We start from the raw sequence: 22,152 nt of genomic DNA on the forward strand, positions 1-22,152 counted from the left end.
GCGCGAGGAGATATTCAAGCGTGACCGATCCTGGAACTTCCGATGCGCGCGCCGTCGCGCCAGCGGCCGAGCGCAATCGCGACGCCATTCTGACGGTGCTGCGGCGCGTCCTGCCGGGCACCGGCACCGTGCTGGAAATCGCCAGCGGTACCGGCCAGCATGCGGTGTATTTCGCCGCGGCGTTGCCGAACCTGACCTGGCAGCCCAGCGACGCCGATGCCGCCGCACGCGACTCGATCGCGGCCTGGCGCGCTCACGCCGGGCTGGCGAATCTGCGCGCGCCGCTGGCGCTTGACGTGTGTGGCCAGCCATGGCCGATCGATGTCGCGCAGGCGCTGGTATGCATCAATATGATCCACATTGCGCCGTGGGCGGCAGCCGAACATCTGTTCGCCGGCGCCGCAGAGGTGCTGAGCCCCGATGGCACGCTGTTTCTCTATGGGCCGTACAAGCGCGGCGGCGAGCATACCTCGCCGGGCAACGCGGCGTTCGATGCGCAATTGCGGTCCCGCAATCCGGCCTGGGGCGTGCGCGACATGGAAGTGGTGACGCAACTGGCCAGCAGCCACGGCTTCCCGTTGATCGAGGCGGTGCCGATGCCGGCCAACAATTTCAGTCTGGTCTTTCGGAAGGGCAGTCCGAGCCGCGCTTGAGTCGCAGGCCAGGCGCGCCCCGTCAGGGCCGCTGACGCACTGCGCTTTTGGGCCGGAATGCCTTGCACACGCCGTCGTGCGTGTCGATATAGGGCCCGCCGATCAGGTCGATGCAATAGGGGACGGCGGCAAAGATACCGTGCACCAACGTGTTGCCCTGGGCATCCTTGAGACCCTCCAGGGTTTCCTGGATAGATTTCGGCTGGCCGGGCAAATTGATGATCAGCGCCGCATGCGCCGGCGTCTCTCGGATCACCGCCACTTGGCGCGACAGAATCGCGGTGGGCACGAAGTTCAGGCTGATTTGCCGCATCTGCTCGCCGAAACCGGGCATTTCCCTGGTGCCGGCAGCCAGCGTGGCCTCGGGCGTGACGTCGCGTCGTGCCGGCCCGGTGCCGCCGGTAGTCAGCACTAGATCGCAACCGGCTTCATCGACCAGTTCGATCAGTGTGCGCACGATCGTCTGGTGCTCGTCCGGAATCAGACGGGTTTCGGCCTGCCAGGGGCTGGCGAGCGCCTGACCCAGCCAGGCCTGCAGGGCCGGAATGCCCTGATCCTGGTAGGTGCCCTGGCTCGCTCGGTCACTGACCGACACCAGGCCGACCAGCAGTTCGTCGGGATGATGACGCGCTTTCATTCTGGATACTCCTCGCCGCGGCCATCTTCAGGGACGGTCGCGCTGCCAGCGGCATCGGGCGTCTCGAGCAATTCGCGCAACACCTGGAACAACTCGCGGAACGCCTTGGGCGGGCGCTGCTGCTGTTGCTCGCGTCGCGCATTGCGGATCAGCGTGCGCAACTGCTGGGCGTCGGCCTGCGGATGGGCCGCCAATAATTGCGTCAGTGCGTCATCGTCGGCCAGCAGCCGCTCGCGCCAGCGCTCGAGCGTATGCAGGCGGGCGGTTTCGGCCTTGCTGACACCCTTGATGGCGTCGAGCGCGCGGCGGATCGCCGCGACCTCGCTCTCATGCAGCGAGCGCATGATCTTGCCGACGTACTGGAGCTGGCGCCGCTTGCCTTCGTGGCTGGTGATGTTGCGCGCCTCGCGCACCGCGTCATGCAGGCGCTCGGGCAGATCGAGCCGGCCGAGCGCTTCTTTCGAGAGCGCGACAAGTTCCTCGCCGATCTCCTGCAGGGCGTGCATTTCGCGCTTGAGCTGCGATTTGCTCGGCCGCGCATCCGGGTCGGGCAACTGGCTGTGCGCGATTTGATCGAATCGTTGTTGGTGCGTCATGGCGCGTATTGTAGCGCGCCGGCAGGATTTCCAGCAGGATCGGGCGGCCGCGCCGCGCGACAGAACATGGAACGGGATGGGCCAGGAATTGTTAAGATTGCGGTTCCCTCTGCTTTGCGCCCAGCCACTCATGTCATCTTCGATTCAGTATTTCCCCCATTCCCAGGATCAATTGAAGGAAATCGCCTCGGACGTTCTGCGGCAAGCGAAGGCACTCGGCGCGACCGATGCGGCGACCGAAATCTCCGAAGGCGATGGACTGTCGGTCTCGGTGCGCCGCGGCAAAGTCGAAACCATTGAACACAATCGCGACAAACTGGTCGGCGTAACGGTATTCATCGGCCAGCGGCGCGGTAACGCCAGCACCTCGGATTTTTCGCCCCAGGCGCTGCGCGACACGGTCGCCGCGGCATACAACATTGCGCGCTTTACCGCCGAGGACGACTGCGCGGGTCTGGCCGAGGCGGAATTGCTCGAGACCGATCCGCAAGACCTGTCGCTGTTCCACCATTGGGCGCTGACCCCCGACGAGGCCGTCGAACTGGCCCGGCGTGCAGAACAGGCCGCTTTCGATACCAGTCCGCTGATTCGCAACTCCGAAGGTGCCGGCGTGTCGGCGCAGCATTCCCAGTTCGTGCTGGCCACCACCCGCGGCTTCCTGGCCGGCTACCCGTATTCGCGCCATTACATCTCCTGCTCGCCGATCGCCGGATCGGGCCGCGACATGCAGCGCGACGACTGGTACAGCTCCAAGCGCGCCGCGGCCGATCTGGCCGCGCCCGAGGCGATTGGCCGGTATGCTGCGCAGCGGACCCTGGCGCGCTTGCGCGGGCGCAAGCTCTCCACTCGCAAATGCCCGGTGCTGTTCGAGGCGCCGCTGGCCACCGGTTTGCTCGGCGCCTTCGTGCAGGCCGTGAGCGGTGGATCGCTCTACCGCAAGGCGACGTTCCTGGTCGATAGTCTGGGCAAGCCGGTTTTCGCGCCGCACGTGGGCATCAGAGAGAATCCGCACGAGCCGCGCGCGATGGGCAGCGCGCCGTTCGACGAGGAGGGAGTGCGCACCCAGGCGCGCGACGTGGTGTGCGGCGGCGTGCTCGAGGGCTATTTCCTCTCGACTTACTCGGCTCGCAAGCTCGGCATGCAGACCACCGGCAACGCCGGCGGCTCGCACAACCTGCGCCTCTACAGCAACGCGGCCCAGGACAGCGACGATTTCCGCGCAATGCTCGGCAAGCTCGGCACCGGGCTGCTGGTGACGGAGCTGATGGGGCAGGGCGTCAATTACGTGACCGGCGACTATTCACGCGGGGCGGCCGGATTCTGGGTCGAAAACGGCGAAATCCAGTATCCGGTCGAGGAAATCACCCTGGCCGGCAACCTGCGCGACATGTTTCGCCAGATCGTGGCGATCGGCAACGACGTGATTGTGCGCGGCACCAAGGAAACCGGCTCGGTTCTGATCGACCAAATGACGATTGCCGGCCATTGATGGGTATTCGGGTTTCCCTGTAAGCGAGGTATTTCCCGAGCGGGGCCGGCGCGTTTTGCGCTATCCTTGGGAGCTTTCTTAATAAATTGGCGGCGATCCGCGGGGGGTCGCCGTATCGCATGTACGGCATGTACGACTTGATGTCTGGAGGAAAGACAACGATGAAAAAAAGCACCATGAATAAAGTGTTGGTGGCGCTCGCCGCCGCGGGGGTGGTTGCCACAGCGCAGGCGGCCGATATCAAGATCGGCGTGGCCGAGGCGCTCACCGGCGGCGCGGCGCAGTATGGCATCGCGATTCGCAACGGGTTCGAGTTGGCGGCCGAGCAGATCAACGCGGCGGGCGGCGTCAACGGCAACAAGCTCCAACTCGTGATCGAGGACGAGCAAGGCAAGAAGGATGAAGCCATCAACGTCTTCAAGAAACTGATTTTCGAAGACAAGGTGCTGATGGTGTTCGGCCCGACCCTGTCGAATTCCGCCCAGGCGGCCGACCCGATCGCCCAGGCCGCCAAGACCGTGGCGTTCGGCACGTCCAACACCGCCGACGGCATCACCTCGATCGGCAACTACGTGTTCCGCAACTCGGTGACCGAGGCCGACGTGTTGCCTGAGACCATCAAGGTGGCGGCCAAGCATACCGGGCTCAAGAAAGTCGCCATCATGTACGGCAACGACGACGTCTTCACCAAGAGCGGCTACGACAACTTCAAGAAGGCGCTGGCCGACCTGAAGATTCCGGTGACCGCCACCGAAACGTTCTCCAAGGGCGACGTCGACTTCAAGGCGCAACTGACCAAGATCAAGGCCACGCATCCGGACGCGCTGGTGCTCTCCGCGCTGATCGCCGAGGGTGCGCCGATCATGGTGCAGGCGCGGCAGGTCGGATTGAACGTGCCGTTCATCGGCGGCAACGGCATGAATTCGGTCAAGGTATTCGATCTGGCCAAGGGCAATTCCGACAACCTGTGGGTCGGCAGCCCATGGTCGATCGACAACCAGACGCCGGAGAACCAGCAGTTTATCGCCGCCTACAAGGCCAAGTTCAAGATGGCGCCTGACCAGTTCGCCGCGCAAGCCTACGACGCGATGCATATCGCCGTGCAGGCCATGAAGCAGGTCAAGTTCAACGGCAACCTGGCGGCCGAGCGTACCGCCTTGCGCAATGCGCTGCCTGCGGTCAAATGGACCGGCGCCACCGGACCGTTCGCGTTCCGCGAGGCGATGGGGCGCGGCGGCAAGCCGGCCGGCTATGACGCGCTGCAAAAGCCGATCATCAGCGTGACCAAGGACGGCCACTACACCATCGAGAAATAAGGCTTCGTCATACTGCGGCACGCGCGACGGCATAGCCGCCGCGCGACACGCGGGCGCGGGCGATCCCGCGCCCGCGATGTATCCGGCAGCGCGAGCCATGAGTTCGCGCTGCTTTCATTTCAAGCTGGAAAATAGACCATGCTGGATCAGCAACTTGTCAACGCGCTGGCGCTGGGCTGTGTGTACGCACTGTTTGCGCTCGGCTTCACGCTTGTGTTCGGCATCCTCGGGGTGATCAACCTGTCGCACGGCGCCGTCTTCATGGTCGGCTCCTATGCCGCGCTGCAGGCGATCGTGCATCTTCATCTGCCGCTGTGGGGCGCGCTGATATTCGCCTTTTTCGTCGGCGGCGTGGTCGGCATGATCATCGACGTGCTGGTGCTCAAGCCATTGCGCAAGCGCAATGTGCCGCACCTGGTGCCAATGATCGCCACCATCGGCGTGGCAATCATCATCAACAACGGCGCGCAAGGCATTTTCGGCGCGCAGAACATGCGGTATCCGTACGGCACCATTTCCGACACCACGCTTTCGCTGGCCGGGCTGCGCGTGACGACGCTCGAACTCGGCATCGTCTTCCTGTCGTTCGCCCTGATGATGGTGCTGATGGTCCTGATTCGCAAAACCCAACTGGGGCGCGCGCTGCGCGCGATCGCCGAATCCCCCAAGGCGGCGAGCCTGCTTGGCATCAACGTCGAGGGCCTGTTTCTGCTGACCTCGTTTGCCGCGGCCGCGCTCGGTGGCGTCTCGGGGGTCATGATCAGTCTGTACTCGAACGCCATTTTTCCGCTGATGGGTCAGCCGATGCTGGAAAAGGGCATCGCCGTCATCATTCTGGGCGGCATGGGCGACATTCGCGGCGCGATGCTCGGCGGCCTGTTCCTCGGGTTCGCAGAGGTGCTGTCGGTGGCCTACGTCGGCTCGACCATGCGCGACGCGGTGGCCTTCGGCCTGTTGTTCCTCATCCTGCTGGTGCGGCCCCAGGGCCTGTTCGGCAAAGTGCTGGAACGCAAGGCATGAGACCTTCACGCACCACGGCGGGCACGGGCTCGCGCGTTTGCCCAAGACGTCTCGCCGGTGGCTGAGTGCGTCGCAACGATACCGTTTTCTGCGGGGAAACCATGGATTGGTTGAGTAATTTCTGGGCGGTGTACAGCAACCTGGTGCTATCGCTTGGCACCAACGCGCTGCTGGCGCTGTCGATCTATCTGACCTTGTCGTGCGGCATGCTGGCGATGGCCAATGCCGCCTTCATGGGCATCGGCGCCTATACCGCGGCGCTGCTGACGATGAACTACAACATGCCGTTCCCGGTCTCGCTGGCCGGCGGCATGCTGATGCCGGCGCTGGCCGCATTCATCATCGGCAAGCCCACGCTGCGCCTGTCGGGCGTGTATCTGGCCATTGCCACCCTGAGCTTCGGCGAAGTGGTGCGCGTGATCGTGCTCAACACCGACTCGCTCACTGGCGGCGCGCTCGGCCTGAACGGCATACCGCAGCTCACCCAATGGTGGCACGTGGCGCTGGCCGTGGTGCTCACGCTCGCCGTGCTGTACCGGCTGCGTCGCTCCAAGGTCGGGCGGGCTTTCGAGGCCATCAAGGAAGACGAAACGGCAGCCGGCCTGATGGGGATTCACGTGGACGGCTACAAGATGCTGGCGTTCGTGCTGGGCGCGGCGATCGCCGGGCTCGCCGGCGGGCTCGACGCTCATTTGACCTTCTTCATCGGTCCCAACGAATACGGCTTCGGGCGCGGCGTGGAAATCCTGACCATGGCGATTCTGGGCGGCATCGGCGGGCTGGTCGGCCCGGTACTGGGTGGCGTGATCCTGACGCTGCTGCCGGAAGTGCTGCGCTCCTTCGACAACTTCCGGCTCATAGCCAACGGCCTGATTCTGGTGCTCATCGTGCTGTTCCTGCCCAAGGGCATTTGGGACCCCGCGCGCATGCGCCGCTGGTTCAAGAAAGCCTGAGGAGCGCGCCATGCTGACACTTTCATCCGTCTCGAAAAGCTTCGGCGGCCTGCACGTGCTGCAGGACGTCAACATCGAGGTTCCGCAAGGGACCATTTTCGGCCTGATCGGCCCCAACGGCGCCGGCAAGACAACCGTATTCAATCTCATCACCGGCCTGCTCGCGCCCAGCGGCGGCGACATCACCTTCGACGGCGCGAGCCTGCTGGGCCATAAACCGCACCGGATCACCCAGCGCGGGATTGCGCGCACTTTCCAGAACATCCGCATCTTCAGGGAGATGTCGCTGCTCGACAACGTGGTGGTCGGCATGCACCGTCACTTCGACTACGGCCCGGCCGGGTTGCTGCTGTCGCTGCCGGGATATCGACGCCAGGAAAAACGCGCCCGCGAGCGGGCGCTCGAACTGCTGTCGTGGGTGCGTCTGGATCACAAGGCGCACGAAACGGCCGACAACCTCTCATATGGCGATCAGCGCAAGCTCGAACTGGCGCGCGCCCTGGCGACCGAGCCCAAGCTGCTGCTGCTTGACGAGCCGGTGGCGGGCATGAACACCGGCGAGAAAGTCGACCTGATGGGCGAAATCGAAAACATCCGTGCGCGCGGCTATACGATCTTCATGATCGAGCACGATATGCGTTTCGTGATGGGGTTGTGCGAGCGCATCGCGGTGCTCAATTTCGGCCGCATCATCGCCGAAGGCAAGCCCGACGAAATCAAGAATAACCCGCAAGTCATCGAAGCCTACCTGGGCAGCGACGATGACGGCGACGACGGTGACGAACCGCCCGGCAACGCGGCGACGGGCGCGGGGGTGACGGCATGAGCGCATTATTGGAAGTACAGGGACTGCAGGTCGCTTACGGTCACATCCAGGCGGTCAAGGGCATCGATCTGAGCTTGCGCGAGGGCGAGATCACCACACTGGTGGGCGCCAACGGCGCGGGCAAGTCGACCACGCTGCTGGCGTTGTCCGGACTGGTCAGGAAAAACGGCGGTACCGTGCGTTTCGACGGGCAAGATATTTCCCGCCTGGCGCCGCATCAGATCGTTGCGCGCGGTGTCGTGCAAGTGGCCGAGGGCCGCGCGATCCTGACCACCATGACGGTACGCGAGAACCTCGAACTGGGTGCTTACACCCGCAAGGATCGCCAGGCCGTCGGCAGCGATCTGGAACGGGTCTTTCATCTGTTCCCGCGCCTGAAGGAGCGCATCGACGGCATGGCCGGCAACCTCTCGGGCGGCGAACAGCAGATGCTGGCGATCGGCCGCGCGCTGATGGCCAAGCCGCGCCTGCTGCTGCTCGACGAGCCGTCGATGGGCCTGGCGCCGATCATCGTGCAGGAAATTTTCCGCACCTTGCGCGATATCAATCGGGATGGGTTGACCATCTTCCTGGTCGAGCAGAACGTGCGGCAGGCGCTGAAAATTGCCCATCACGGCTATGTGCTGGAAACCGGGGAGATCGTGCTGGCCGACACCGGCCGCGCGCTGCTGGGCCATCCGCGCGTGCTCGAGGCTTATCTGGGCGCCTGAGCCTGCGGGTTCGATATGCGTTGGCAATGGCCGGTAGCGTACCGGCCATTTTTCATGCGGAGTTCAGTCGCGCCGCCGGTAGGTCACGAACGCGTAGTCGAAATCGTTGGGCGCCGGCGCATGATGCCGCTCGGCGTCAACCACACGCCACACCGCCGGGTCGGGGGCCGGAAAGAATGCATCCCCGTCGAACTCCCGGGCAATCTCGGTGACGATCAGCTTGTCGGCCGAAGGCAATGCCTCGGCATAGAGCTGAGCGCCGCCGATCAGGCAGACTTCCTCGGCGCCCACGCACAGGCGCAGGGCGTCGATCAGCGAGCTGGCGACCTCGCAGCCCTCGATGTGCAACTCCGGATTGCGCGAGACCACGATATTGCGACGCCCCGGCAGGGGCCGGCCGATCGACTCGAACGTTTTGCGACCCATCACGATCGGCTTGCCGAGCGTGGCACGCTTGAAATGCGCCAGGTCCTCCGGCAAGCGCCAGGGCAGCTGATTGTTGCGGCCGATCGTGCCGTTGGCGGCGCGGGCCACGATAAGCGTGAGGATCGTCATCGAGTGCTCTGAAAACAGCGTAAGGGTTGTGCGTGGCCGCGCCGCTCAGACGGCGACCGGCGCTTTGATGTGCGGGTGTGCCTCGTAGCCAACGATGGCGAAGTCCTCGAAGCGGTAATCGAACAGCGACGCGGGCTTGCGGGCAATCTCCAGACGCGGCAACGGATACGGCGTGCGCGCCAGTTGCGTTTGCACCTGCTCGAAATGGTTGCTGTAGATATGGCAGTCGCCCCCGGTCCAGATGAACTCGCCCGGCGCCAGGCCGGTCTGTTGCGCGACCATATGCGTGAGTAGCGCGTAGCTGGCGATGTTGAAGGGCACGCCAAGAAAGATGTCGGCGCTGCGCTGGTACAACTGGCAGGACAGTTTTCCGTCGGCCACGTAGAACTGGAAAAACGCGTGGCACGGCGGCAGCTTCATGCGCGGGATCTCGCCCACATTCCAGGCCGAGACGATCAGGCGGCGCGAATCCGGATTGGCGCGGATCTGCTTGAGCACTTCGCTGATCTGGTCGATGTGCCGGCCGTCGGGCGTGGGCCACGAGCGCCATTGCGAGCCGTAGACCGGGCCCAGCTCGCCATCGGCATCGGCCCATTCGTCCCAGATCGATACGCCGTGTTCCTGGAGCCAGCGCACGTTGGTGCTGCCTTGCAGGAACCACAGCAGTTCGTAGATGATCGATTTCAGGTGCAGCTTCTTGGTGGTGACCAGCGGAAAGCCTTCCTGCAGGTCGAAGCGCATCTGGTAACCGAAGACCGAGCGTGTGCCGGTTCCCGTGCGGTCGGTTTTTTCGGTGCCATGCTCGTACACATGGCGCATGAAGTCGAGATATTGTTTCATCGGGCAGGCTCGCAGCGCGATTCGGGCAACGCCACGCTCCGGGACGGAGCGTCAAGCCGACGATTCTACCAGCCCAACGGCGTATCCATCGCCCGTGCGCTCCAGCGTCACGGCATGCCGCGCCGCCAGGCGAACGCCGATCGCATCGCCCGGCGCGAACTGGCGATCGCCCGGCGCATGCGCGAAAATCTGCCGGCCGGAAGCCAGTCGCAGCGTAAGCAAAGTGTCGGCGCCGCGAAAGGCCCGCCGCACGACCTCGACGCGATGCGGGCTGGTGTCGTCGAGCACGATATGCTCGGCGCGCAGCAGTACATCGAGCGCGCGCTGGCGAGTCGCGACACCGGGCGGTAGCGGCAGCTCGCCCAGTTCGAGGCGCACCGCAGCGCCGTCGCACTGGCCGGGCAGTACCGCGCCGCGCCCGATGAAATCGGCGACGAAATGCGTGGCCGGCGCGTGGTAAAGGCGCTGTGGCGTGTCCCATTGGACGAGCGTGCCGCCGTCCATCACGCCGACCCGGTCGGCCATCACGAAGGCCTCGTGCTGATCGTGGGTGACCAGCAGCGCGGTGGTGCCGCTTTCCACCAGCAGATCCCGCACCTCGAGCGCGAGCCGCTCCCGCAGTTCCTGATCGAGGCTGGAAAACGGTTCGTCGAGCAGCAGCAGGTCGGGGGCCGGCGCGAGTGCACGGGCAATCGCCACACGTTGCTGCTGGCCGCCCGACAGCTCGTGCGGGAAGCGCCGCAGGCTGGCCGACAGCCCGACCAGCGCCGCCAGTGCGGCCACACGCTCACGCCGCTGCCGCGCCGGTGCGAGGCGCAAGCCGAAACCGATGTTGTCCGCCACATTGAGATGAGGGAACAACGCATGTTCCTGAAAGACCACGCCGATACGCCGGGCCTCGGGCGCGAGCGCCCGGCAGGCAGAGGCGATTTGCCGGCCACCCAGCACGATGCGCCCGTCGAGCAGCGGCTCGAATCCGGCGAGCGCGCGCAGCACGGTGGTTTTGCCACAGCCCGAGGGGCCCAGCAGGCAGCCGATCGCGCCGCGCTCGAGCGTCAGTGAAAGGCCGCGCACCACCGCAAGCCGGTCGGCGCCGGCAAGGTAAGCGACGTGAATGTCTTCAACGAAGAGATGATCTGGGTTCATGCGGCAGATGGGGACCGTGCGCGGGCCGGGTATAATTCCAAGCTGGTTTGTCGTTCCAGGCCTCGCGCGGTTCCCCCTGCCGTTTCGCGATTTATCTCCGATTTATCTCCAATACATCCGGTTTTAACCGGTGTTACCGCTTCGCATGCCATTGATCTCGCGCGCTTCAGGCGCCATTCGCACGCTTGCGCTTCGCTGGTTTTGGCGCCCCGGCAGGGGTTGGGACAGCCTCGCCGCGGCACTGGCGCTGGCCATGCTGTTGCCCGTGTTGGGCATCGTTGCGGCGTGGGCACAGGGCGACGCCGCCTCGCGCGACATTTTGGCGCACCTGATGGCGACCGTGCTGCCCGGCTACGTCAGGAATTCCATGGTGATTGGGCTGTCGGTCGCGCTCGGCGTTACCCTGGTTGGCGTATCGACGGCCTGGGTGGTGGCCGCGCATGAGTTTCCCGGCTGCCGATTCTTTGCCTGGGCGCTGATCCTGCCGCTGGCGATGCCGGCCTATGTCATGGCATACGCCTATACCGATTTCCTGCAGTTTTCCGGGCCTCTGCAAGGCGCGTTGCGCAAGTGGCTGGGGGTCCCACGGCTTGCGTGGTTTCCGGAAATACGTTCCTGGTATGGCGCCTCGCTGGTGTTCGTGAGTGCCTTTTATCCCTACGTGTACCTGTTGGCGCGCACTGCCTTCGTGGAGCGAAATCCCCGTCTGGACGAAGCGGCCCGCACGCTCGGCTGCGGGCCATGGCGCCGCTTCGGGCTGGTGGCGTTGCCGCTCGCGCGCCCGGCGGTAGTCGCGGGTGTCGCCCTGGTGCTGATGGAGACCTTGGCCGACTACGGCGCGGTGGCCTATTTTGGCGTGCCCACCTTCACGACCGGCATCTATCGCGCCTGGCTGTCGATGGGCGACCGCCTGGCGGCCGCGCAACTGGCCTCGCTGCTGTTGCTTTTCGTGCTCGTATTGCTCGCCCTCGAGACCCGCAGCCGCGCCAGCCTGCGCTTCCATTCAGCCGGCCCGCGCACACGCCGCATCGCGCCGGCGCCGCTGCACGGGGTGGCCGGCTGGGCGGCCACCGCGCTGTGCGGCGTGCCGCTGCTGCTGGGTTTCGGTCTGCCCGCGCTCATCATGCTGCGCCTGGCCTGGCTCGAGGCGGAGGCGGTGGCGTGGGCGCGCTACGCGGGATGGGTCTGGAACACGCTGGTGCTCGCCGGGCTCACGGCCGGCCTGGCGGTCCTGCTGGCGACTGTGCTGGCCTATGCGCAGCGGCACTCGCCCGGCCGGCTGCCGCGCTGGGCCGCGCGGATGGTCGGCGCGGGCTACGCGATTCCTGGCGCGGTCATCGCGGTAGGATTGCTCACGCCAATGACCCGGCTCGACGCCTGGCTGGCCGGCCTGATGGGTGCCCAGGGCCTGGTGCTGAGCGGCAGCATGGGCATGCTGATCTACGCCTATCTGGTGCGCTTTATGGCCGCCGGGGTGCAAACGATCGAAGCAGGCCTGGCGAAAATATCCCCCAGCCTGGAGTCCAGCGCCCGCAGCCTGGGGGTGTCCGGATGGGCCATGCTGCGCGCGGTGCATGCACCGCTGCTTCGGCGCAGCGTGCTGAGCGCGGCGTTGCTAGTGTTCGTCGACGTGATGAAGGAGTTGCCAGCGACCCTGGCGTTGCGGCCTTTCAACATGGACACGCTGGCCGTCGTGGCCAGCCAGTTCGCGGCAGATGAACGTCTTGGCGAGGCGGCATTGCCCGCCCTGACGCTGGTGGCCGTCGGGCTAATCCCCGTTTTTTTGATCTCGCGCACGACTTGTGCGCGCCCGTGATGCGCCCGGCTGGCGGCGCGCGCACAATCGTCTATATTGAAATCAGGGCGTGCACTGGGAATGAACGCCTTTACGGGGATCAACGCAATGATTGCGATCGTCCTTTGCAAGTGCTGGCTAGCGCTTGCCGTCGCCGCCATCCCGCCCCAGGCAATCATCGGGTATGACGGTGGCACGGCGAATCCGCTGACCACCTCGGTAAGCTACACGGATTGAACCGGCAGAATCAAAAAATACCGGGGCCAATCCAATTCGGCCGCCCGATCGGGCATCGGCCGTGGATTTTTTCAACGATACAGTCCACAATCGCGGCACGACTGTCCTGGCGGATAACGGTGCTATGTGGCGTATCGACCTGGTATCCCTGCGTTTGTTCGTGGCCGTATGCGAAGAAGGCGGTATCGCGCGTGCTGCCGAGCGCGAATTCATCGCGGCCTCGGCCATCAGCAAGCGCATCAATGACCTCGAGACCCTGGTCGGCGCGGCATTGCTGCAGCGCCACAAATGGGGCGTCAGTCCCACCCCGGCCGGCGAGGCGATGCTCCATCACGCGCGCAACGTGCTGCGCAGCCTCGAAAAAATGCAGGGTGAACTGAGCGAATACGTCAGCGGCGTGCGCGGCTATATCCGCCTGTTCGCGAATATTTCGTCGATGGTCGAGACACTGTCCGAGGACATCGGCACCTTTTTGGCCCATCACGAAAACGTCAAGATCGATCTGGAGGAGCATGTCAGCAGCCAGGTGGTGCGCGCGGTCGCCGAAGGCAGCACCGATATCGGTATTTGCTGGGCGCAGGCCGATACCCGCGAACTGCAGGTGTTTCCCTACCGAACCGATCATCTGGTGGCCGTCATGCACCCGGGACATCCGCTGGCGTCGCGCCCAACGCTGGCTTTTGCCGACACGCTCGATCATGACCAGATCGGCCTGCATCCGGACAGCATGATGTACGCCACGCTGCGCCCGCTGGCCGCACAACTCGGCAAGACGCTGCGCTTTCGCATCCACGTCTCGACGTTCGAGTCGGCCTGCCGCATGGTGCGCGCCAATCTCGCCATGGCGATCGTGCCGGAAGAGGCCGTGACGCTCTACCGCACTCTGTTCGGACTGCACCAGATTCGCCTGAGCGATCCCTGGGCAGTGCGCCAGCAGGTGATCTGCGTGCGGGACTACGAGGCCTTGCCGGTGCCGGCGCGCCTGCTGGTCGATCATCTGCGCGTCGATTCGTCGTGATTCGCGATGGCAGCGATGGCGAATCGCGACTTGCCCGATTCCCTGCCATTGGTAATCCTATCGAAAACACCGTGCCGCCCAGAAGCGGCCGACAAAAGCCGGCGCCCGGCGCATGGGCGAGCCGCGCAAGACCGACGTTATCTGCAATCCGGACGGACCGCCGCCGCGCAAGCGGGGCTGGGCCATCCGACAGAAGGGGCCGACATGCTTGAGGCAGTGCGTTTCGACGGCAGGATTTTGTTCCTCGCCGAAGCAGGCGAGGCGATGGCCCGTCAAATGGCAGGCGAGGATCTCGCGCTCGAGTCGGCACTGCCGCTGCGCGACCAGCTCTCCACCGACGAAATCACGCCCGCCTGGGTGTGTTTTCATTACGACGAAAAGCTCGGCGACTATGTTTATCTCGGCCTCAAGTGCCTGCCGCTCGATGGCGCGCCGGGCGGCGGCGAATTCCCGATCCGGGTGGGGGCGATCAGGCAGGGCGGCTTCAGCGTCAGCGTGGCCGGCGCGCGGCGCGGCAAAGGCTCCTCGCGCGAGGCCAGCCCGTTTGCCGAACTGTCGGCCGGCATCCGCCTGGTGATCGCCGAGAGCTTCGAGCGGATCTATCAGCAAAACTGCCAAAATCTCGGACTGCTGACCTCGACCGATTTCGGCCTGATCGAGCGTATTCGCGCCGGCGAGACGATTCCGATCGAGGCTTTTCTGGAAGATTGCGACGCGCTCAGCGAGCAGATCGTGCGTTGCGGCGGCCTGTTCGGTTTCAATCAGCGCCGCCTGGCCGGGGCGGTGAGCGTGCCGTTGCCGGACCATCCGGCAGGCCCGATGACCTACGGCGAGAAGTTGCTGGCGCGGGCCCTGGGCATCGCGCGCGTGCGCCCGGGCGACGGCGTTTTCGTCAAGACCGATTGGCGCTTCTCCCATGAATACGTGACGCCCATGGCGGTCAGCTTTCTGTCCCGTCACCTGGGCTCGCCGGCCGCGCAGGCGCAGCACATCGCATTGCACGATCCGGCTTCGATCCTGTGCTTCGAGGACCATCTCAGCTTGCTGGCCGAGGTGATCGACGAAAAGAAACGAGCGCTTGGCCTGCTCGACGCGGCCGGACAAATGGCTCAGGTGCAGCGAGACTTCTGCGCCCGCCAGGGCATCCGGCTGCACGGGCGCAGCCCTGCGGGCGGCTCGGAGGGAATCTGCCATGCGCTGATGGCCGAACGCTACGTGCTGCCGGGCCAGATCGTCGCAGGCACCGACTCGCACACCACCCACTGCGGCGCCCTGGGCGCGCTGGCCTTTGGGGTGGGGACCACCGATATGGCCAATGCGTGGCTCACCGGCGATGTGCGCCTGAGCGTGCCCACCACCTGTCTGATCCAGTTGCACGGACAACTGCGTCCCGGCGTCAGCGCCAAGGATCTGGTGCTGCATTTGCTGCACCTGCCGTACATCCGCGACGGCCGGGCGATCGGGCAGATCATCGAATACGCGGGACCGGCCGTGGCCGGCCTGTCGATCGACGAGCGCGCGACCCTGACCAATATGGCGGCCGAAATCGGCGGCATGACCGGGTTGATCGCGCCGGACCGCGAGACACAGCGTTTCCTGCGCGAGCGGCGCGGCGTCGATGTCGCCCTCGAACCATGGATGAGGGGCGACGCCGACGCCAGCTATGCGCATGTCATCGAAGTCGACTGCGCGGTTCTCGAGCCGATGCTGGCAATGCCCGGGGATCCGGGCAACGGCCTGCCGGTCTCGGCGCTGCGCGAGGCAGTGCGCATCGATATCGCCTATGGCGGCTCGTGCACCGGCGGCAAGCGGGAAGATTTGCGCCGCTACCACGAGGTGCTGGCCTGGGGGCTGGCGCATGGCATGAAGGTCGCCGATCACGTCAAGTTCTACCTGCAGTTCGGCAGCGAAGACGTACGCGCCTACTGCGAGTCGCAGGGGTTCATGGAAACCTTCGAAGCTGCCGGCGTGGCGCTGGTGGCCCCGAGCTGCGGCGCTTGCGTCAACGCCGGGCCGGGCGCGTCGCGGCGCGCCGGCGAGGTCGTCATCAGCGCGCAGAACCGCAATTTCCCTGGGCGCTCGGGGCCTGGCCAGATGTGGCTGGCGAGCCCGGCGACGGTCGCGGCCAGCGCGCTGGCCGGCCGCATCGTGAGCTTCGCCGGGTTGCGGCAAGCGCTCGGGCAGGCGGCCGAACAAGCATTGCAGGAGCGATCCTGACAAAACGAAAAAGAGAGATTCGACGCATGGCAGAACAACAAGCATTGCCGCTGGCGGGTATCCGCATGGTGGAGTTTTCGCATATGGTGATGGGGCCCACGTGCGGCATGATTCTCGGCGATCTGGGGGCCGAAGTGATCAAGATCGAGCCGCTCGCGGGCGACGGCACGCGGCGCCTGCTGGGCGCGGGAGCCGGCTTCTTCCGGGCATTCAACCGCAACAAGCAAAGCCTGGCGATCGATCTGCTGCAGCCCGAGGGACGCGAAATCCTGTTGCGCCTGATCGCGACGGCCGATGTGGTCAGCGAAAATTTCAAGCCGGGCAAGATGAAGCAGGCCGGGCTTGACTACGCGACCCTGGCGCGCCTTAATCCGCGCCTCGTCTATGTCTCGCTCAAGGGCTTTCTGCCGGGGCCGTACGAGCATCGCACCGCGCTCGACGAAGTCGTGCAGATGATGGGCGGGCTGGCCTACATGACCGGGCCGGAGGGCAGGCCGCTGCGCGCCGGCGCTTCGGTCAACGACATCATGGGCGGCATGTTCGGCGCGCTGGGCGTGCTGGCCGCGTTGTTCGAGCGCCAGCACAGCGGGCGAGGACAGGAGGTGCAAAGTGCGCTGTTCGAAAACTGCGTGCTGCTCAGCGCCCAGCATATGCAGCAATTCGCGGTGACCGGCCAGGCACCCGCACCGATGCCGTCGCGCATCTCGTCATGGGGTATTTACGATGTATTTGCAACGCGCGACGGCACGCAGATTTTCCTGGCGGTGGTCAGCGACGGGCAGTGGCGTACCTTCTGCGACGTGTTCGGCCTGACGGCCTGGGCCGACGATGCCCGGCTGGCGACCAATAACGATCGCGTGCGCGCCCGCGAATGGTTCCTGCCGGCGCTGCGCGAGGTGATCGCCGGCTACGACGCGGCCTATTTGCAGCAGGCGTTCGAGCGGCACGGCCTGCCTTACGCGCCGATCGTGCGCCCGGAGACGTTGTTCGACGACGAGCACCTCAATGCCAGCGGCGCGCTCGGCGAGCTGCATACCGACGACGGCCAGCTCACCCGCGTGCCGTTGCTGCCGATCACCATGCGCGGCCAGCATCTGCCGATTCGCATGCCGTTGCCGCGCATCGGCGAGCATACGCAGGCTATCCTGCGCGAATTGGGGTACCACGACGATCAGATCGCGCAATGGGTCGCGCGCGGCATCGTCGGCACCCCCGCCGAATAGGCACTCGCTACGCGCTTGCGGCGCGCCATTGAAGCCGATAGTGTGGCGGTTTTGAGCAAAGGAACAGCAAGATGGCCGATCTTCCCCTGAGCGGTGTGCGCGTGCTCGACCTGTCGCGGCTGCTGCCCGGTCCGCTGGCCACGCTGCGGCTGCAGGAAATGGGCGCGCAGGTCACCAAAGTGGAGGACCCTGGCGCTGGCGACACCGCGCGCGCAATGCTGCGAACAGAATCGCAGTGCGCGGCTGGCGAGCCGGGCACGTTCTACACCCTGCTTAATCGGGGCAAGACGATCGAGCGGCTCGACCTGAAAAGCCCGGCCGGGCATGCGCGCCTGCTCGGGCTGGTGGCGCAGTGCGATGTGCTGGTCGAAGGGTTTCGCCCTGGCGTGATGGCGCGCCTGGGGCTTGGCTACGATACGCTGCGCACGCTCAATCCGCGCCTGGTGTACTGCGCGATCAGTGGCTACGGACAGCACGGACCGATGGCGCAGCGCGCCGGCCACGACATCAACTACATCGGTTACGCCGGGGTGCTCGACCAGTTGGCCGCACCCGACGATGCACCCATCGTGCCGAACTTCCAGATCGGCGACCTGTTCGGCGGCGCGCAGAGCGCCGTGCAGGAAATCCTCGCCGCCCTGTACGCAGTCGGGCGCACCGGACAAGGCCGCGCGCTCGATATCTCGATGACGCATGCGGTGCAGCGCAGCAACCTGCTGCCGGCGGTGGCCGTGCGCGATCACGGCGCGACGCGCCGCAGCGGCCAGGACCTGCTCAATGGCGGGGTGCCGTGCTACAACGTGTACCGCACGCGCGACGACCGCTGGATGGCCGTTGGCGCGCTCGAACTGAAATTCTGGCAGGCATTGTGCGAGGTGATCGGCAAGCCGCAATGGCGAACACTGCACTGGAGCCTGGGGCAAGCGCCGGGCAGCGATGCCGCCCGCGCGCTCAAGGCCGAGCTGGATGCGATTTTCGCTACCCGTACCCAGGCAGCGTGGTGCGCGCTGTTCGATCCGGCCGATTGCTGCGTGAGTCCTGTCTTGCGCCTGGAGGAGGCGCTCGCGCATCCGTTATTCAACCCAGGACAGGTCCAGTGATCGGTGCCGGCGGCGCCGGCTTAACTACTTGCTGACGCCCGCGCCGATCACGCCGCCCACCGCGGCTCCGCCGACGGTGCCGAGCGCATTGCCGGTCAGGACGTTACCCAGCACGCCACCGGCCACCGCGCCGATCGCCGCTCCTTTTTGCTGATGGCTCATGCTGGCGCAGCCTGCCATCGACGCCGCGAGCGTTGTCACGGCCAACAGCCGAGTCAATTTTTTCATGATGGAACCTCCGCGAGTTCTACTGATATTTTATGAGAGCCGCCTGCTTCCCGAAAGTTTGACAACTGCAACTGGGGGGCGATCAATCATCGAACAATTTGAATTGCCGCATCGCAGCATCGTCGGCCAGCCGCACGCCAACCCCCAGCAGCCGGACCGGGCGGCTGTGGCGCTTGAAGCCGGTGGCCAGCAATTGCAGGCATTGTGCTGCATCGAGCGTTGCGCTGACGCACTCGGCCGTGGTGCGGCTGAAGTCGTCGAAACGCAGCTTGACGAACAATTTATGTATCCACGCGCCTGCGTCGTTGCGTTCGATCCGCCGCGCCAATTGCTCGATCAATACGCCGAGCTCGCGCCGGCAATCGTCCAGCGTGCGCAAGTCGTGCACGTAAGTGGTTTCGACGCTGATCGACTTTCGCTCCTGGTCAGGATTGACGCGCCGGGTGTCGACGCCACGGCACAGATCGAACAGGCGCTGGCCGAAGCTGCCGAATTGCCGGTGCAGATCGAGCTTGGACCAGCCGCGCAACTCGCCGCAGGTCTTGACGCCCAACTCATGCAGCCGGGCGGCCGTCACTTTGCCGACGCCGAACAGCTTCTCGACCGGCAGCGCCGCGACGAAGGCGTCGGCCTCGCGCGGATGAATCACGAACAGGCCATCCGGCTTGCGCCAGTCGCTGGCGATCTTGGCGAGAAATTTATTCGGCGCGACGCCGGCCGACACGGTGATGCCGACATCGCGCGCCACGCGCGCGCGGATTTCGCGCGCGATCAGCGTGCCGCTGCCCTGGCAATGTTCGACGCCGGTCACGTCGAGATAGGCTTCGTCGAGCGAGAGCGGCTCCACCAGGGCCGTGTAGTCGCGGTAGATCGCCATGATCTGGCGCGACGCGATGCGATAACGCTCCATCGACGGCGGCAGAATCAACAGGGCAGGGCAGAGCTTGAGGGCCTGCGAGGACGGCATCGCCGAGCGCACTCCGAAGGCCCGCGCTTCGTAATTGCAGGTAGCGATCACGCCGCGCTGCGAAGGCTGGCCGCCGACCGCCAGCGGGATGCCGCGCAGTGAGGGGTCGTCACGCATCTCGATCGCCGCGTAAAAGCAGTCGCAATCGCAATGAATGATCTTGTTGGGAACGCTGGGGGGAATCTCGGGTTTCAAAATGGCGCCGGCACCGATCGCGCAAACGGTGTGCGTATTATGAAGCACTCGCGTCTCGCGCGCCGTGGGCCGCGGCGCCGGGGCGGCGCGGCGCGCTAGCGCCGGCGGTATGCCGAGCGTTGCGCCAGTAGCCGGTCGTGGCGCGCCAATTCGGCGATGCGGCGATTGACGACCTCGATCATGACGCGGCGATTCAGGGCGCGGCCCGCGGGGGTCGTGTCCGGCGCGATGAAGTCGCCGGCCGGTAGCGAAAACACTTGTATCTTCGCGGACGCGATGCCGTGGTCGAGCAGGAATTGCCTGACCGACAAGGCGCGCTGCCGGGCGATTTTGGGGTCGAGCGGACCGGGTATCGTCGAATCGGTCCGGCCGCGCAGCGTGATCCGATCGGCTGATCGCGCGGCCGACACCAATAACTGCGAGAACGCCGGGCTGGGCCGGAAGGCCGTCTGATAGGCGTCGAAGTGCGCCATCAGCATGGCAGCCGACGCCGCCTCCAGCACGTGCTGGATGTGATCCAGGCGGCGATTGAGCGCATGCAGCGTGCGCTCGTCGGGGGAGCCGTGCTCGACGACGGCCCGGGCGGCGGCAAGCTGGCTCGCGGCCGCCTCGATCAAGGTCGCTACATCGTTGTCGCTCGCACGTGCCGGCGCGCGAGCGGAACTGGCCGCGTTGGCGGCGGCTGGCGCGGGCGCCGGCGCAGCGGCAACCGCAGCGCCAACCGCCACTGCGGTCGACGCGGGCGGCACGCTGGCGGCGACTGGCGCTGGGCGCTGCAAATGAATTCGCCTCGCGCCTGCCGCGGTGTGGATGGTGAAATCGTAGATCTTGCGGGCAAGGCGAAAATTCGAGCCTTCGCGTGCGAGTCCGACTGGTGCGCCGCTCGCATCGGTCACCGATAGCGACGACGGCGCAGCGGTGAATTCCAGAACGATGCTGGACCCATAGTCATAGGCGCGCACCAGTTTGGGCTGGGCGGCGGCCGGCGATGCCGAACGAGTCATGGCGGTCGTTGGTCCCCCGGCGGTGGTACTCGACGCCGCGCAGGCGACCAATAATGCGCTTGCGGCCGCTGTCGCGGCCAGGCGAGGCAGGCTCATTGGTGCAATCCCCCTTGTCGTATGTGCCAAACATGCGATGGTTTTATCGCGGGCCGAGGCGAGCTTTCGCAAGTCCCTGCGATGCGCGGCTGCCTGGCAGGAATGGTCGCGCGCGCGGTGGCGGACGGCCATAGAGAGATACGCTGAGTCGTGGTTTTCCCGTCATACGCGTCAAGACAAGAGGCGGCAGGTTGCCCGGGCATGCGATCGATTTGCTCGATTAAAAGATTCGGTGGATTCGTTTGCGCGATGGTTTCCGCCCCTTTTTAAACATTGAAACAATCCAGGCCGCGCGCCCTGCCGTCTCATCGCACCAGCGTCGGACTGGCGACGGCGCCGGCGCTGGCCCGCTGACGGGCCGCATCGTCGGCAATGAAATGACCCTCGATATAGCGGCCGCCATGCGTTGCCGCAACGGTGATGCGAAATGGCGCGAACGCCACGATCGGCACGGCGCGATGCTCGCCGAATCCGGCCACGACCGGCAGCAGGACGTCCGCCGGCGCGCTCACCGCCGCGTTGCCCGGGCCTGTTGCGCCAGGCTGAGTCCATATGCTGTCGCCGGTGCTGATGCCGGTCGGGTTGCCGTGGGCGATCAGCCTGCCGAGCGGCGCCGCGCCGGGCGCGTCGTTCTCGAACGAGGTCCACCGCCCCGACGGGCATGCGCCGTCGCGATACGTCGCGCCGATTTTCAGGATGAATGGCCGGCCCGTGATGGGGTCGTTTCTCGGTCTGGCATTGGCGCTGTCCCAATACGCGTCGTACAGGCAGGCGGGAATCGCCAGCGGGAACACGGTCCCGGCGGCCGCATGGTCCGCGACCGCGATGACCGCGACGGCCGTCGCGCTGACGGGGATATGCGCCATCGCCAGCAACGAGGCCAGCAGCCGCCCGGACGCGTCCGGCTGACGAGCGGGCGCGTGACCGACCGTGACCATGACCGCCGGGCGGTCGTTGGCGCCGGGCGTGATGCCGGTCGGCCGCAGGCTGGCCCGGGGCTGGTTGAGGTTCCAGTAGCCCGTCTGGATTCGTTCGACGGCCAGTCTCGGCGTCGCCGCGCTGTTGAGCGAAACGGCGAGTGTGGCGAGGGTGCGCGCGCGTGACCAGTCGGGTCGCGGATATCCGGGCTCGAGCGCGCCGGCTCCGGCCAGGGCGGCCGCGTCGGCGGCGTTCTGCAATTCGCCGTGCAGCGCCCAGAACTTGCCGAAATCGATCGCCAGCACCCCAGCGCTCAGCAGCACTGCCGCCATAAGCGCGCTCAGCACGCCTGCCGAGGCGTGTTGGCGTATGTGGGCACGCTCGCCGATCGAATGAGTGCGCATCGATTTCCC

At 65.7% G+C, this 22,152-nt stretch carries 22 protein-coding genes; 13 read left to right on the forward strand and 9 right to left on the reverse strand.

All coding sequences use genetic code 11. From position 1 onward, the window contains the following. Window positions 1-20: 20 nt before the first annotated feature. Window positions 21-653: a DUF938 domain-containing protein gene (locus EPN80_RS01175; RefSeq protein WP_293022585.1), complete on the forward strand. Its 633-nt coding sequence runs from the start codon at window positions 21-23 to the stop codon at window positions 651-653. A gap of 22 nt (window positions 654-675) precedes the next feature. Here EPN80_RS01175 and mog read toward each other — a convergent pair whose 3' ends face one another. Both mog and yjgA read right to left on the reverse strand, forming a co-directional pair. Continuing rightward, window positions 676-1,290 (reverse strand): molybdopterin adenylyltransferase, encoded by a 615-nt coding sequence (mog, locus tag EPN80_RS01180; RefSeq protein WP_293022588.1) that lies wholly within the window; start codon window positions 1,288-1,290, stop codon window positions 676-678. After that, window positions 1,287-1,886, reverse strand: coding sequence for a ribosome biogenesis factor YjgA (yjgA, locus tag EPN80_RS01185; protein ID WP_293022591.1), 600 nt, complete (start codon window positions 1,884-1,886; stop codon window positions 1,287-1,289). The genes mog and yjgA overlap by 4 nt, the downstream gene beginning before the upstream one ends. Window positions 1,887-2,016: 130 nt before the next feature. Here yjgA and pmbA point away from each other — a divergent pair, with 130 nt between their 5' ends. From pmbA to EPN80_RS01215, 6 genes are all read left to right on the forward strand, one after another. Continuing rightward, complete coding sequence (pmbA, locus tag EPN80_RS01190) at window positions 2,017-3,375, forward strand: metalloprotease PmbA (protein WP_293022593.1); 1,359 nt, start codon at window positions 2,017-2,019, stop codon at window positions 3,373-3,375. Between the two features lie 161 nt (window positions 3,376-3,536). Next, window positions 3,537-4,691 (forward strand): ABC transporter substrate-binding protein, encoded by a 1,155-nt coding sequence (locus EPN80_RS01195; RefSeq protein ID WP_293022596.1) that lies wholly within the window; start codon window positions 3,537-3,539, stop codon window positions 4,689-4,691. Window positions 4,692-4,829: 138 nt separating this feature from the next. Continuing rightward, the gene (locus EPN80_RS01200) at window positions 4,830-5,711 is read left to right on the forward strand and encodes a branched-chain amino acid ABC transporter permease (RefSeq protein WP_293022599.1); all 882 of its coding nucleotides are present in this window, start codon (window positions 4,830-4,832) and stop codon (window positions 5,709-5,711) included. Window positions 5,712-5,812: 101 nt separating this feature from the next. Further along, window positions 5,813-6,664: a branched-chain amino acid ABC transporter permease gene (locus tag EPN80_RS01205; protein WP_047214487.1), complete on the forward strand. Its 852-nt coding sequence runs from the start codon at window positions 5,813-5,815 to the stop codon at window positions 6,662-6,664. Window positions 6,665-6,674: 10 nt separating this feature from the next. Further along, complete coding sequence (locus tag EPN80_RS01210; protein ID WP_293022605.1) at window positions 6,675-7,490, forward strand: ABC transporter ATP-binding protein; 816 nt, start codon at window positions 6,675-6,677, stop codon at window positions 7,488-7,490. Then, window positions 7,487-8,200 carry an ABC transporter ATP-binding protein gene (locus EPN80_RS01215; RefSeq protein WP_293022608.1) on the forward strand — a complete coding sequence of 238 codons (714 nt, stop codon included), beginning with the start codon at window positions 7,487-7,489 and terminating at the stop codon, window positions 8,198-8,200. The genes EPN80_RS01210 and EPN80_RS01215 overlap by 4 nt, the downstream gene beginning before the upstream one ends. A 63-nt stretch (window positions 8,201-8,263) precedes the next feature. Here EPN80_RS01215 and EPN80_RS01220 read toward each other — a convergent pair whose 3' ends face one another. Genes EPN80_RS01220 through EPN80_RS01230 form a run of 3 tightly spaced genes read right to left on the reverse strand, consistent with a single transcriptional unit; the run spans window position 8,264 to window position 10,741 of the window. After that, the gene (locus tag EPN80_RS01220; protein WP_293022611.1) at window positions 8,264-8,755 is read right to left on the reverse strand and encodes a dihydrofolate reductase; all 492 of its coding nucleotides are present in this window, start codon (window positions 8,753-8,755) and stop codon (window positions 8,264-8,266) included. 45 nt (window positions 8,756-8,800) lie between these two features. Next, complete coding sequence (locus tag EPN80_RS01225) at window positions 8,801-9,595, reverse strand: thymidylate synthase (RefSeq protein WP_293022613.1); 795 nt, start codon at window positions 9,593-9,595, stop codon at window positions 8,801-8,803. Window positions 9,596-9,646: 51 nt separating this feature from the next. Next, a complete protein-coding gene (locus EPN80_RS01230) occupies window positions 9,647-10,741 on the reverse strand; it encodes an ABC transporter ATP-binding protein (protein WP_293022616.1) in 1,095 nt (364 codons plus the stop codon). Window positions 10,742-10,886: 145 nt separating this feature from the next. Between EPN80_RS01230 and EPN80_RS01235 the strand changes: the two genes are divergently transcribed. The 6 genes from EPN80_RS01235 (at window position 10,887) to EPN80_RS01260 (ending at window position 18,331) form a co-directional block, all read left to right on the forward strand. Next, window positions 10,887-12,557, forward strand: coding sequence for an iron ABC transporter permease (locus EPN80_RS01235; protein ID WP_293022619.1), 1,671 nt, complete (start codon window positions 10,887-10,889; stop codon window positions 12,555-12,557). A gap of 87 nt (window positions 12,558-12,644) precedes the next feature. Then, window positions 12,645-12,773, forward strand: a complete 129-nt coding sequence (locus tag EPN80_RS01240; RefSeq protein ID WP_293022622.1) for a hypothetical protein — start codon at window positions 12,645-12,647, stop codon at window positions 12,771-12,773. A gap of 124 nt (window positions 12,774-12,897) precedes the next feature. After that, window positions 12,898-13,791, forward strand: coding sequence for a LysR family transcriptional regulator (locus EPN80_RS01245; protein ID WP_293022625.1), 894 nt, complete (start codon window positions 12,898-12,900; stop codon window positions 13,789-13,791). Window positions 13,792-13,995: 204 nt separating this feature from the next. Beyond that, the gene (locus EPN80_RS01250) at window positions 13,996-16,008 is read left to right on the forward strand and encodes an aconitase family protein (RefSeq protein ID WP_293022628.1); all 2,013 of its coding nucleotides are present in this window, start codon (window positions 13,996-13,998) and stop codon (window positions 16,006-16,008) included. A gap of 26 nt (window positions 16,009-16,034) precedes the next feature. Beyond that, window positions 16,035-17,231, forward strand: coding sequence for a CaiB/BaiF CoA-transferase family protein (locus tag EPN80_RS01255; protein WP_293022631.1), 1,197 nt, complete (start codon window positions 16,035-16,037; stop codon window positions 17,229-17,231). Window positions 17,232-17,302: 71 nt separating this feature from the next. Continuing rightward, window positions 17,303-18,331: a CaiB/BaiF CoA-transferase family protein gene (locus tag EPN80_RS01260; protein ID WP_293022634.1), complete on the forward strand. Its 1,029-nt coding sequence runs from the start codon at window positions 17,303-17,305 to the stop codon at window positions 18,329-18,331. A gap of 24 nt (window positions 18,332-18,355) precedes the next feature. Here EPN80_RS01260 and EPN80_RS01265 read toward each other — a convergent pair whose 3' ends face one another. The 4 genes from EPN80_RS01265 to EPN80_RS01280 all read right to left on the reverse strand — a co-directional run bounded on the left by EPN80_RS01265 (window position 18,356) and on the right by EPN80_RS01280 (window position 22,143). Continuing rightward, complete coding sequence (locus EPN80_RS01265) at window positions 18,356-18,559, reverse strand: glycine zipper 2TM domain-containing protein (protein WP_293022639.1); 204 nt, start codon at window positions 18,557-18,559, stop codon at window positions 18,356-18,358. A gap of 82 nt (window positions 18,560-18,641) precedes the next feature. Further along, window positions 18,642-19,739 carry a DNA polymerase IV gene (gene dinB, locus EPN80_RS01270; protein WP_293022806.1) on the reverse strand — a complete coding sequence of 366 codons (1,098 nt, stop codon included), beginning with the start codon at window positions 19,737-19,739 and terminating at the stop codon, window positions 18,642-18,644. A 77-nt stretch (window positions 19,740-19,816) separates the two neighbouring features. Next, complete coding sequence (locus EPN80_RS01275) at window positions 19,817-20,725, reverse strand: OmpA family protein (RefSeq protein ID WP_293022642.1); 909 nt, start codon at window positions 20,723-20,725, stop codon at window positions 19,817-19,819. A 401-nt stretch (window positions 20,726-21,126) separates the two neighbouring features. Beyond that, window positions 21,127-22,143 carry a TadG family pilus assembly protein gene (locus EPN80_RS01280; protein WP_293022645.1) on the reverse strand — a complete coding sequence of 339 codons (1,017 nt, stop codon included), beginning with the start codon at window positions 22,141-22,143 and terminating at the stop codon, window positions 21,127-21,129. Between the last annotated feature and the right edge of the window lie 9 nt (window positions 22,144-22,152).

It is taken from the genome of Pandoraea sp. (genome assembly GCF_004297875.1).
In the GTDB taxonomy this organism is placed as follows: Bacteria; Pseudomonadota; Gammaproteobacteria; order Burkholderiales; family Burkholderiaceae; genus Pandoraea.

What these genes read in the sequence shown, in the direction of transcription:
- mog (WP_293022588.1), bottom strand. Translation starts at nt 1,290, where the DNA reads ATGAAAGCGCGTCATCATCCCGACGAACTGCTGGTCGGCCTGGTGTCG.
- yjgA (WP_293022591.1), bottom strand. Translation starts at nt 1,886, where the DNA reads ATGACGCACCAACAACGATTCGATCAAATCGCGCACAGCCAGTTGCCC.
- pmbA (WP_293022593.1), top strand. Translation starts at nt 2,017, where the DNA reads ATGTCATCTTCGATTCAGTATTTCCCCCATTCCCAGGATCAATTGAAG.
- EPN80_RS01195 (WP_293022596.1), top strand. Translation starts at nt 3,537, where the DNA reads ATGAAAAAAAGCACCATGAATAAAGTGTTGGTGGCGCTCGCCGCCGCG.
- EPN80_RS01200 (WP_293022599.1), top strand. Translation starts at nt 4,830, where the DNA reads ATGCTGGATCAGCAACTTGTCAACGCGCTGGCGCTGGGCTGTGTGTAC.
- EPN80_RS01205 (WP_047214487.1), top strand. Translation starts at nt 5,813, where the DNA reads ATGGATTGGTTGAGTAATTTCTGGGCGGTGTACAGCAACCTGGTGCTA.
- EPN80_RS01210 (WP_293022605.1), top strand. Translation starts at nt 6,675, where the DNA reads ATGCTGACACTTTCATCCGTCTCGAAAAGCTTCGGCGGCCTGCACGTG.
- EPN80_RS01215 (WP_293022608.1), top strand. Translation starts at nt 7,487, where the DNA reads ATGAGCGCATTATTGGAAGTACAGGGACTGCAGGTCGCTTACGGTCAC.
- EPN80_RS01220 (WP_293022611.1), bottom strand. Translation starts at nt 8,755, where the DNA reads ATGACGATCCTCACGCTTATCGTGGCCCGCGCCGCCAACGGCACGATC.
- EPN80_RS01225 (WP_293022613.1), bottom strand. Translation starts at nt 9,595, where the DNA reads ATGAAACAATATCTCGACTTCATGCGCCATGTGTACGAGCATGGCACC.
- EPN80_RS01230 (WP_293022616.1), bottom strand. Translation starts at nt 10,741, where the DNA reads ATGAACCCAGATCATCTCTTCGTTGAAGACATTCACGTCGCTTACCTT.
- EPN80_RS01235 (WP_293022619.1), top strand. Translation starts at nt 10,887, where the DNA reads ATGCCATTGATCTCGCGCGCTTCAGGCGCCATTCGCACGCTTGCGCTT.
- EPN80_RS01240 (WP_293022622.1), top strand. Translation starts at nt 12,645, where the DNA reads ATGATTGCGATCGTCCTTTGCAAGTGCTGGCTAGCGCTTGCCGTCGCC.
- EPN80_RS01245 (WP_293022625.1), top strand. Translation starts at nt 12,898, where the DNA reads ATGTGGCGTATCGACCTGGTATCCCTGCGTTTGTTCGTGGCCGTATGC.
- EPN80_RS01250 (WP_293022628.1), top strand. Translation starts at nt 13,996, where the DNA reads ATGCTTGAGGCAGTGCGTTTCGACGGCAGGATTTTGTTCCTCGCCGAA.
- EPN80_RS01255 (WP_293022631.1), top strand. Translation starts at nt 16,035, where the DNA reads ATGGCAGAACAACAAGCATTGCCGCTGGCGGGTATCCGCATGGTGGAG.
- EPN80_RS01260 (WP_293022634.1), top strand. Translation starts at nt 17,303, where the DNA reads ATGGCCGATCTTCCCCTGAGCGGTGTGCGCGTGCTCGACCTGTCGCGG.
- EPN80_RS01265 (WP_293022639.1), bottom strand. Translation starts at nt 18,559, where the DNA reads ATGAAAAAATTGACTCGGCTGTTGGCCGTGACAACGCTCGCGGCGTCG.
- EPN80_RS01275 (WP_293022642.1), bottom strand. Translation starts at nt 20,725, where the DNA reads ATGACTCGTTCGGCATCGCCGGCCGCCGCCCAGCCCAAACTGGTGCGC.
- EPN80_RS01280 (WP_293022645.1), bottom strand. Translation starts at nt 22,143, where the DNA reads ATGCGCACTCATTCGATCGGCGAGCGTGCCCACATACGCCAACACGCC.